We start from the raw sequence: 10,238 nt of genomic DNA on the forward strand, positions 1-10,238 counted from the left end.
TAATAATGTTGAATCTATTAGTAAAATGAGTAATCTTATTGAACTAGAAATTTCTGATAGTGAAATAAAAGATATATCATCATTATCGCAATTAGGAAATTTACAAGTGCTGAATTTAGAAGAGAATTATATCTCTGATATATCGCCGTTGAGCACTTTAACAAATTTACATGAGATAAATCTTGGAGCAAATGAAATTTTTGACGTAAGGCCTGTTGAGGAATTAGGTAAGCGAATTTCAATTGATATTCAAAGACAAAAAATCTTTTTAAATGAAGGAAGCGTAGATGAAGAAATAAAAATCCCAGTATACAACCTTAAAGGAGAGCCACTTCAAAATATTAATTTGCAAAGTGAAGGGGCTACTCTGAATAACGGATTTATAAAATGGAATAGTCCTGGAGAAAAAATATATGAATTTAAACTAGATACTAATTCTACTGAAAGTAAAATAAGATTTAATGGTACGGTTATACAGAATATAGTTGAAAAACAAAAAGAAAGTCAAAATGTAATTCTCGATAAAACTTTACAACAACATATTAATAAAGAGAATTTAGGTAGAGAGAATTTAAACGCTCCTATTACAAAACAAGATTTATTACAGATTAAAAAATTAGAGATACTTAAAGAAAATGGAAATGAGATAAAAAATATAACAGGTTTAGAGTACATGACGAACTTAGAAAAACTCACTTTAGAAGGAGTAGGCCTGAAAAATATTGAGTTCATCTCAAACTTGAAACAATTGAATAATGTGAATGTATCTCATAATCAAATTGAAGATATAACACCACTATCTTCATTGGAAAATTTACAGTGGTTAAATCTTGCGGACAATCATATTAAAGATGTAACGGTTATTGGTTCCATGCTAAACTTATTTAGCTTAAATCTAGCTGGGAATGAGATTCGTGATGTCAGGCCGTTAATACAATTAGGGCAGTGGTTTACAATTGATGTTGGAAGACAAAATATCATTTTAAATGATGCAAAAATAAACGAAGAAATTCAAGTTCCTGTATATGATTTAGAAGGAGAAAGTATTGAAAATATTCAATTGACAAGTGAGGGAGGGACGTTTAATAACGGAGTAATAAAATGGAATACGCCAGGTGAAAAGGTGTATAAATTTGATTTAGATTCTGATGAAATTAGCATAAGGTTTAACGGAACAGTTATACAGAATATAGTGGAAAAAGAAGAAGTAAAAGAACCGGTAAAAGAAGTTGAAGAAGCAAAAGAAGAAGTGAAAGAACCAACAAAAGAAGTTGAAGAAACAAAAGAAGAAGTGAAAGAACCAACAAAAGAAGTTGAAGAAACAAAAGAAGAAGTGAAAGAACCGGTAAAAGAAGTTGAAGGAACAAAAGAAGAAGTGAAAGAACCGGTAAAAGAAGTTGAAGAAACAAAAGAAGAAGTGAAAGAACCAGTAAAAGAAGTTGAAGAAGCAAAAGAAGAAGTGAAAGAACCGGTAAAAGAAGTTGAAGGATCGAAAGAAGAAGTGAAAGAACCGGTAAAAGAAGTTGAAGAAACAAAAGAAGAAGTGAAAGAACCGGTAAAAGAAGTTGAAGAAACAAAAGAAGAAGTGAAAGAACCAGTAAAAGAAGTTGAAGAATCGAAAGAAGAAGAAAAAGAGCCGGTAAAAGAAGTTGAAGAAACAAAAGAAGAAGTGAAAGAGCCGGTAAAAGAAGTTGAAGAAACAAAAGAAGAAGTGAAAGAAGAAGAAAAAGAGCCGGTAAAAGAAGTTGAAGAAACAAAAGAAGAAGTGAAAGAGCCGGTAAAAGAAGTTGAAGGTACAAAAGAAGAAGAAAAAGAGCCAACAAAAGAAGTTGAAGAAGCGAAAGAACCAAAGAAAGAAGTAAAAGAATCAGCAACAGGATTGGATCAAGAGCCAAAAGGGAATAATCAAGTTGTTGAAAACGAGGGAAGAAAAGCAGACACTTTAAATAAACAACATACTAATAAGCCAGAGGAAGGCAAGAAATTTTTACCATCAACAGGCGGTGAAGCTAGCACTTCGACTTTACTTTCTGGCATAACACTTGTTCTTTCCGCACTAAGTATGTTCGTATTTAGAAAGAGATTATTTAAGAAATAAATAACGTTTAATCTTATTATTATATATAATTGATTTTTGCTTTTTTGAGAAGACATTATCATGGCGGTTTTATTAGAAACATGCATATGATGATGTCTTTTTTTACTAGAGAAGGATATTACTAGTGATTGTCTAAGTGTATTAGAAAAGGAGGGGAAGTTATGCATATTAATTCTATTTCAAAGATCGAAGAAGCTACAGAATTTATTTCGATGATGAATAAAGATATTACGCAGCATGTTGGTTATTGCGGGGAAAATCATGAAGAAATATTGGACGCTATTCTTCATGGTTTTTCTGATATAGGGTGGGAGAAGTCTTTTGTCGTTTCTTATAATGATAATAATGAAATTGTAGGTGTATTAGGATTTGATATAGATAAGGTAAGCGAAAGTGCGGAGATTTGGGGGCCTTTTATTATAGCTTCGAATTGGGGAGAGATTGCTTTAAGTATGTGGAAGAAACTTATCGAGAAAATTCCACTTCATATTCAAAAGTTTCATGGATTTTATCACGTGAAAAATAGTAATGGCATCGACTTTATGAAATATTTACAAGCTAAAAAACAAGAGAAACATAGCGTTTTAATTTTAAAGAAAACTAATGTGGAGCAATGTACAATAAATCAAGTAGAGGAAGCATCTCAACAAGTATTTGAGCAGTTTATTGTTTTACATAATAATATTTTTCCTAATACATATTATGAAGGAAATGAAATCATTGAACGTTTAAGTGATACGAATAAATTATTTGTAAGTATGAAGAATGGTAAGTTAGAAGGTTATGTATATGTTGAAGTAAATCCGGAGTTTCATGAAGCGAATATTGAATTTATTGCAACCGCTGAAAATAGTAGAAGAAAAGGTGTCGGAGAGCGGATATTACAAGGGGCAATTCAGTATATTTTCTCCTTCCAAGGGATGAGAGAGATAGTACTATGTTTGAATACGAATAATGATCGTGCGATGAAATTGTACAAGAAAGTAGGTTTTGAGGAAAAAGCATGTTTACAACACTATATAATAGAGTGAAAAACCCATTCATATGAAAATGATATTTCATATGAATGGGTTTTATTACGGATTTAGAAGTGATTTGAGGCGCCAATCGTTACATAACCTTTTTTATTTTTTTCGGCACTTCTTTCGTTTGCAAATTAACATCTTCTTTTCGTAGCTCTTTAAAGAGTGAAGTAACCATAAGAACGACTACAATAGAAAATGGTAGCGCAGCAATTATAGCTGCGATTTGTAGTGCATTTAATCCTCCAGCTTGTAATAAAATAGCGGCAATTATCGCGATTGTTAATCCCCATATAAGTTTTAAACTATTTTTCGGTGATAAGCTTCCGTTACTCGTTTGCATGGAAACGACAAATGTTGCTGAATCGGCAGAAGTAACGAAAAATGTGGCTACTAGAATCAACCCGATAATCGTTAAAAATGTAGAGAATGGTAGGTGTGAAATAACAGCAAATAATCCAATCTCTGTACCATTTTTTGCAATTTCATCAGCTATTCCAAGCGATTGGAACATTTCCATATGGATTGCGGTACCACCAAATACTGCAAACCAAAATGTACAGATAAGAGTCGGGACTAATACAACTCCAAAAATAAATTCTTTTATTGTGCGCCCTTTAGAAATACGAGCGATGAATGTACCGACGAATGGAGACCAAGAAATCCACCATCCCCAATAGAAAATAGTCCAGTTTTCAATCCAAGAAGAAGATTTTTCATTAAATGCTCCTAAATTTAATCCCATACTAGGTAAAGCGCCGATATAAGAACCGAGTGTAGATGTGAAATATTTCATAATAAATACAGTTGGTCCTAAAAGTAAGAAAGAGATGAGTAAAATACCTGCAAGAGAGAAATTCAAGTTACTCAAATATTTAATCCCACGATCTAAGCCAGTTTGTGCACTCGTTAAATATAAAACAGCGAAGATAGCTATAAGTACGAGCTGAGTAAGTAAAGTGTTATGAATGGAAGGGAATAAATAGCTTAATCCTCCAGCAATTTGTTGAGCACCAATCCCAACAGATGGCACAATGCCAAATACTGTGGCTAAAACAGCTAGAATATCAACTGTTTTTCCGATACGAGAATTTTTCGATCGATTAAATAATGGAGTAACTGTAGCCCCGATAGTGCTACCTTTTTGTTTGCGGAATGTGAAATATGCAATTGTTAAAGCGACCATTGCGTATAGTGACCACGGAAAGAGTCCCCAGTGGAAAAATGAATATTGCATAGCGAGTTTGGCACTTTCCTCTGTCCCCGCTTTTCCTGTTAATGGATCTGTAAAATGTGAAATCGGTTCAGCGATTCCATAAAAGAGGAGTCCAATTCCCATTCCTGCCCCAAACAACATGGATAGCCAAGATGGATAATTATATTTTGGCTTTTCTCCATCTTTACCAAGACGAATAGAACCGTACTTAGAAAATGCTAAATAAACAGCCAAAATAATCATTGTAGTCATAAGTAGAGAGTAAAACCACCCAAATTTATTGAGGATAAATGAGTTTAAAGAAGATGTAACACTTTGTAAATCGTAGCCTTGTATCCAACTTGCTGGGGTAATTCCCCATATAATGAATAATGTTGTTAGCAAGAAGGAGATATAAAATACACTGTTTTCTTTTTTTATCATAGAATCCCACCCTTATTTAATAAAGTTAACAATTATAATAATCATAACAATTAAGTTTTTAATTGTCAAAAAATTACCTTTTTATAATGTGAAAGGATGCAATTTGTTTTAGGGAGGTAAAGATCAATGTGTTCACGATATGTACAAATTATAGGAAGAAATAATATGAAATATTGCATTTTATATTGTTACATCCAGATTTTATGTTAAATTCTTGAATGGAATATTAAAATAGGGGGCAAGGATATGAACAAGAAATCAAAGATCAATAAAGTGATGCTTAGCATTAGTACAATGGCTTTATCGTTAGGCGCACTTCAAACTCATGCAGCAGCGGAAGAAAAAGTACCGTATAACGTGTTGAAAACGAAACCGGTTGGAATTGAAAAGTCGGTAGATGAAGTTGGACATATTTCAAAAGTTGATGAAACTTTATCATTTCAAGAACGTTTAAAAGTAGGAGATTTTTCACAGCGACCAGCATCTATTACGAAGAAAACTGCAGTAAAGCAAGTTAAAGAAAGCTATTCAATGGCTGATTTAAACAAAATGAATGATCGAGAATTAGTTGAAACGTTAGGCAGTATTAAGTGGCACCAAATTACAGACTTATTCCAGTTTAATGAAGATGCAAAGGCTTTTTATAAAGATAAAGGAAAAATGCAAGTCATTATAGATGAATTAGCTCATAGAGGTAGTACATTTACAAAAGATGATTCAAAAGGAATTCAAACGTTTACTGAAGTGCTGCGTTCAGCTTTTTATCTTGCATTTTATAATAGTGAATTAAGCGACTTAAATGAAAGAAGCTTCCAGGATAAATGTTTACCTGCTTTAAAAGCAATCGCAAACAATCCAAACTTTAAGCTTGGTACAGTTGAACAAGATACAGTCGTATCTGCATACGGTAAATTAATTAGTAATGCTTCAAGCGATGTTGAAACGGTTCAATACGCATCGAATATTTTAAAGCAATACAATGATAATTATACTACTTATGTAAATGATCGAATGAAGGGACAAGCAATATACGATATCATGCAAGGTATTGACTATGATATACAGTCGTACTTAACTGAAGCTCGTAAAGAAGCGAATGAAACGATGTGGTATGGAAAAGTAGATGGGTTTATTAATGAAATAAATCGTATTGCTCTTCTAAATGAAGTAACGCCAGAAAATAAATGGCTTGTTAATAATGGCATTTATTTTGCTAGCCGTTTAGGGAAGTTTCATAGTAATCCAAATAAAGGATTAGAGGTTGTTACACAAGCAATGCATATGTACCCGCGCTTAAGTGAACCGTATTTTGTTGCGGTAGAACAAATTACAACAAATTATAATGGTAAAGATTATAGCGGGAATACAGTAGATTTAGAGAAAATACGTAAAGAAGGAAAAGAGCAATACTTACCAAAAACGTATACATTCGACGATGGATCAATTGTGTTCAAAACAGGAGATAAAGTATCAGAAGAAAAAATTAAGAGACTATATTGGGCTGCGAAGGAAGTAAAGGCACAGTATCACCGTGTAATTGGAAATGACAAAGCGTTAGAGCCAGGAAATGCGGATGATGTATTAACGATCGTAATTTATAATAGTCCAGATGAATATCAGTTAAATAGACAATTGTATGGATATGAAACAAACAACGGTGGAATTTATATTGAAGAGACAGGTACATTCTTTACATATGAGCGTACACCAGAGCAAAGTATTTATAGTTTAGAAGAGTTATTCCGTCATGAATTTACTCATTATCTGCAAGGGAGATATGAAGTTCCTGGTTTATTTGGAAGAGGAGATATGTATCAAAATGAAAGGCTAACTTGGTTCCAAGAAGGAAATGCAGAGTTTTTCGCAGGATCTACTCGTACGAATAACGTTGTACCAAGAAAGAGTATAATTAGCGGATTATCATCTGATCCTGCAAGCCGTTATACAGCAGAGCGTACACTATTTGCTAAATACGGTTCTTGGGATTTCTATAATTACTCGTTCGCATTGCAGTCTTACTTATATACGCATCAGTTTGAAACATTTGATAAAATTCAAGATTTGATTCGTGCGAATGACGTGAAAAATTATGATGCATATCGTGAAAATCTAAGTAAAGATCCTAAGTTAAATAAAGAGTATCAAGAGTATATGCAGCAGTTAATTGATAATCAAGATAAATATAATGTACCGGAAGTAGCAGATGATTATTTAGCTGAACATGCACCGAAATCGTTAACTGAAGTGAAAAAAGAAATTAGTGATACGTTGCCTATGAAAGATACAAAAATGACAAAACATAATTCTCAATTCTTTAATACATTTACATTAGAAGGTACTTATACAGGTAGTGTCACAAAAGGTGAATCAGAAGATTGGAAAGCAATGAGTAAAAGAGTAAATGAATCTTTAGAACAATTGGCGCAAAAAGAATGGAGTGGCTACAAAACTGTTACAGCATACTTCGTCAATTATCGTGTGAATAGTTCAAATGAATTTGAATATGATGTAGTCTTCCATGGAATCGCAAAAGATGATGGAGAAAATAAAGCTCCAACGGTTAATATAAATGGCCCTTATAGCGGTCTTGTAAAAGAGGGAATTCAATTTAAAAGTGATGGCTCAAACGATGAAGATGGAAAAATTGTTTCTTATTTATGGGAATTTGGAGATGGAAGCACAAGTGCAGAAGTGAATCCAGTACATGTATATGAAAGAGAAGGTTCTTATAAAGTATCGTTAAGAGTAAAAGATGATAAAGGCAAAGAGAGCAGAAGCGAAACAACTGTTACGATTAAAGATGGAAGTTTAACAGAATCAGAACCAAATAATCGTCTAGAAGAAGCAAATCGTATCGGGCTAAATAGTACGATAAAAGGCAGTCTTATTGGCGGGGACCACACTGATGTTTATACATTTAATGTAGCATCAGCGAAAGATATCGACATTTCTGTTTTAAATGAGTATGGAATTGGGATGACATGGGTACTTCACCATGAATCAGATATGCAAAATTATGCAGCTTACGGTCAAGCCAATGGGAATCATATAGAAGCGAAATTTAATGCAAAACCAGGCAAGTATTACTTGTATGTATATAAATATGATAATGGTGATGGAACGTACAAATTATCAGTAAAATAAGTGTCTTTCCAATGTATGTTTAACTTTACTTTTTGTGGAAAATAGTATATTATATAGATATATAATATATCGGTTATTTTCTAGGAGGAGCCTGTCACAATAGGTTTCTCCTGTTCTTTTTTAGAGGCCTGTCTTACAGGCTTTTCTTTAAAAGGTAAATAACTGAAAATTAAGAACTATAATCTTTGAAAGAGGTGGGGCATACATATAACAAAAAAGGGATTGTTTAAGAAAGGGGGATAAGAAATGGTCTTGTTTGGTTATCCACTTGAAACAATTTATTTATATGGATTTATTATTGCTACTATACCCACTGTTATTTATATCTTCTTTGGAGATATATTTGAATCGATATTTAGTTTTGGGGGCGGAGCTGTATCCGTTGTTACTTTATTACTTAGTTTCTTCGCCATGTTATGTGGGCTTAGTTATATAGGAGAATATTTGTTTTCCTTTAATAGTATTACTATTTTTGGGGCTGCATTTGCTATATCTTTTATCGGTGTTTTCATCATGAAAATACTAATTTTAAAACCGATTGCAGAAGCAGAGCAAAATACCGTACAACGTATGGATGAATTTATCGGTTGCAAAGGAGAAGTCATTACGACAATTCCTACAGAAGGATTTGGTGAAGTATTAATTTTATCCCAATTTGGAAGTAATGCAATCCCAGCTAAAACAGTTGGAAAAAAAGATATTTCGCAAGGAACAGAGGTTATTATCGAGGGAGTCCAAGATGGTGTTTTACTTGTACAAAACATCGCTTATTCTTTAAAGAAACCAAAATTATAAGGGGGAATTTACATGACGATTCCATTAATTATCGGTGGAGTTTTACTGGCAATTTTAATTCTACTCATTTTAGTATTCATTACGAAGTATCGTACGGTTGGTCCAGATGAAGCGTTAATTGTTACAGGGAACTGGCTTGGTGGAGGAAAGAATGTTGTTACCACTGATGATGGAAAGAAGATTAAGATTATCCGCGGGGGCGGTACTTTCGTAGTTCCAATTATGCAAAGAGCAGAACCTTTAAGCCTATTAAACTACAAATTAGAAGTTGGTACACGTGATACGTATACGAAGCAAGGTGTTCCAGTTACAGTAAATGGTGTTTCTATTATTAAAGTAGGTTCTACAATTGAAGAAGTATCTACTGCAGCTGAGCAATATTTAGGAAAAGAAACGGAAGAGTTAAAAGTAGAAGCAAAAGAGGTTTTAGAAGGTCACTTACGTGCAATCTTATCTTCTATGACAGTAGAGGATGCGTATAGTAATAGAGAGCAATTTGCTCAAAAGGTACATGAAGTAGCTTCTACAGATTTAAAGAAGATGGGACTTCGCATTGTTTCTTTCACAATTAAAGAAATAATGGATAAAAACGGATACTTAGATGCGCTTGGTCAGCCGCAAATTGCGACCGTTAAGCGTGATGCAACAATTGCGAACGCAGAGCGTGAAAAAGAAGCACGTATTGAAAAAGCACGTGCTGAAAAAGAGGCAAAAGAAGCAGAATATCAACGTGATGCACAAATCGCTGAAGCTGAAAAACATAAAGAATTAAAAGTACAGTCCTATAAGAGGGAACAAGAGCAAGCCCGTGCAGATGCGGATCTTTCTTACGAATTACAACAAGCGAAAGCACAACAAGGTGTTACAGAAGAGCAAATGCGCGTTAAAATCATTGAGCGTGAAAAGCAAATCGAGTTAGAAGAAAAAGAGATTGCGCGTCGTGAAAAGCAATATGATGCAGAAGTTAAGAAAAAAGCAGATGCAGATCGCTATGCTGTTGAGCAATCAGCGGAAGCAGAAAAAGTAAAACAAATTAAAAAGGCAGATGCGGATCAATATAAGATTGAAGCTGAAGCGAGAGCTCGTGCGGAAGAAGTACGTGTAGAAGGTTTAGCGAAGGCGGAAATCGAAAAAGCGCAAGGTCAAGCGAAAGCGGAAGTACAAAAAGCACAAGGTACGGCGGAAGCAGATGTTATTAGATTAAAAGGTTTAGCAGAAGCAGAAGCGAAGCAAAAAATTGCAGAGGCATTTGAGTTATATGGCCAAGCGGCAATTATGGATATGGTTCTTAAAATGCTTCCAAGTTATGCGAAGGAAGTTGCAAGTCCGCTTAGTAACATTGATAAAATTACAGTTGTTGATACAGGCGGCGGTGGTAAAAATAGCGGCGCCGGAAAAGTTGCGGGTTATGCAACTGATTTAATGGCAACGATGCAAGAAACGTTAAAAGCTTCTTCTGGAATTGACTTAAAAGAGTTATTAGAAGGATTTGCTGGAAAAGGAACAATACAGCAATTATCAAGTGATAAACCTGTTGTAT

The 10,238-nt window shown here is 33.9% G+C and carries 6 protein-coding genes; 5 read left to right on the forward strand and 1 reads right to left on the reverse strand.

The genetic code is table 11. From position 1 onward, the window contains the following. Both ACQGSG_RS22820 and ACQGSG_RS22825 read left to right on the forward strand, forming a co-directional pair. On the forward strand, positions 1-2,098 hold a 2,098-nt coding region (locus tag ACQGSG_RS22820; RefSeq protein ID WP_426948081.1), incomplete at its 5' end, for a leucine-rich repeat domain-containing protein. A 161-nt stretch (positions 2,099-2,259) separates the two neighbouring features. Beyond that, positions 2,260-3,129 carry a GNAT family N-acetyltransferase gene (locus ACQGSG_RS22825; RefSeq protein WP_000547924.1) on the forward strand — a complete coding sequence of 290 codons (870 nt, stop codon included), beginning with the start codon at positions 2,260-2,262 and terminating at the stop codon, positions 3,127-3,129. Between the two features lie 79 nt (positions 3,130-3,208). Here ACQGSG_RS22825 and opuD read toward each other — a convergent pair whose 3' ends face one another. Continuing rightward, positions 3,209-4,759: a glycine betaine transporter OpuD gene (gene opuD / locus ACQGSG_RS22830; RefSeq protein ID WP_000591579.1), complete on the reverse strand. Its 1,551-nt coding sequence runs from the start codon at positions 4,757-4,759 to the stop codon at positions 3,209-3,211. Positions 4,760-5,005: 246 nt separating this feature from the next. On the opposite strand from opuD, the gene colA reads away from it, so the two are divergent. From colA to ACQGSG_RS22845, 3 genes are all read left to right on the forward strand, one after another. After that, the gene (gene colA, locus ACQGSG_RS22835) at positions 5,006-7,903 is read left to right on the forward strand and encodes a collagenase ColA (protein ID WP_001036424.1); all 2,898 of its coding nucleotides are present in this window, start codon (positions 5,006-5,008) and stop codon (positions 7,901-7,903) included. A gap of 246 nt (positions 7,904-8,149) precedes the next feature. Next, positions 8,150-8,698, forward strand: coding sequence for an NfeD family protein (locus tag ACQGSG_RS22840; protein WP_426948084.1), 549 nt, complete (start codon positions 8,150-8,152; stop codon positions 8,696-8,698). A gap of 12 nt (positions 8,699-8,710) precedes the next feature. Next, positions 8,711-10,238 (forward strand): flotillin family protein (locus tag ACQGSG_RS22845; protein ID WP_426948086.1); only part of this gene is annotated, 1,528 nt, incomplete at its 3' end.

Origin of the sequence: Bacillus sp. GMa5/1 (genome assembly GCF_050172015.1) — a bacterium.
Taxonomy (GTDB): domain Bacteria; phylum Bacillota; class Bacilli; order Bacillales; family Bacillaceae_G; genus Bacillus_A; species Bacillus_A cereus.

Coding starts and splice junctions, on each gene's coding strand:
- ACQGSG_RS22825 (WP_000547924.1), top strand. CDS start 2,260: ATGCATATTAATTCTATTTCAAAGATCGAAGAAGCTACAGAATTTATT.
- opuD (WP_000591579.1), bottom strand. CDS start 4,759: ATGATAAAAAAAGAAAACAGTGTATTTTATATCTCCTTCTTGCTAACA.
- colA (WP_001036424.1), top strand. CDS start 5,006: ATGAACAAGAAATCAAAGATCAATAAAGTGATGCTTAGCATTAGTACA.
- ACQGSG_RS22840 (WP_426948084.1), top strand. CDS start 8,150: ATGGTCTTGTTTGGTTATCCACTTGAAACAATTTATTTATATGGATTT.